The organism is Mangrovicoccus sp. HB161399 (genome assembly GCF_013184745.1).
Lineage (GTDB): Bacteria > Pseudomonadota > Alphaproteobacteria > Rhodobacterales > Rhodobacteraceae > Mangrovicoccus.
The window spans coordinates 1-586 of sequence record NZ_JAATVU010000307.1 but is presented as its reverse complement, the minus strand read 5'-3'; the positions used below and the strand labels follow the sequence as shown (position 1 = coordinate 586).

The 586-nt window shown below is 65.7% G+C and carries 1 protein-coding gene; it reads right to left on the bottom strand.

The window, feature by feature from the left end:
• A partial coding sequence (locus HCC78_RS35195; protein ID WP_172332882.1) for a hypothetical protein occupies nt 1-586 on the bottom strand: 586 nt, incomplete at both ends.

The following is a 586-nucleotide window of genomic DNA, read 5'->3' as shown; positions in this document are numbered from 1 at the left end:
ACCGAGGATCCCGCGGTCTGCCGTCCAGACGGTGCTGCCGATCTGGCGGACAAGCTGCACGCTTTCGGCGCGCGACAGAACCAGGGAAGACAGACCGGTCAGTCCGTCCGCGGAAATCGTCCCGCCAGCCGGTGCCTGGATGGTGACCGTGTTCGTGTCGCTGGTTCCGACCGCGAAGATGACGAAGATCCAGGCGCCGCCGCTGTCAGTCCGCTCGGCCCCGTTGGCGGGCAGCGTCACGACCTTGCTGCCGGTATCGTTGACCACCCAGTGGTTGCCGCCGCAGTGCTCGGTGGCAAGGACCGGGTTCGCGTGCCACAGGTTCACGTAGGGAACGTCCACGGCCTTTGCCGCCCCAGCAAGGTAGGTGGCATGCTCGGCAAGGGAGCGGGACCAGCTGTCACCGGTCGCCATGGTGTTCGCGATGAAGTCTGCCCGCTCCAGCTGGTCCCTCGGGCTTGCCGGAATGACCGGATAGCGGTGCACAAGGTCTGCGTGCTGCCATTCGCCGAAATACTGGTAGTCCGTCGCATGGTTCAGACGGTACATCAGCGTCCCGCCGTAGTAGGACACGGTGTCCGCGGTC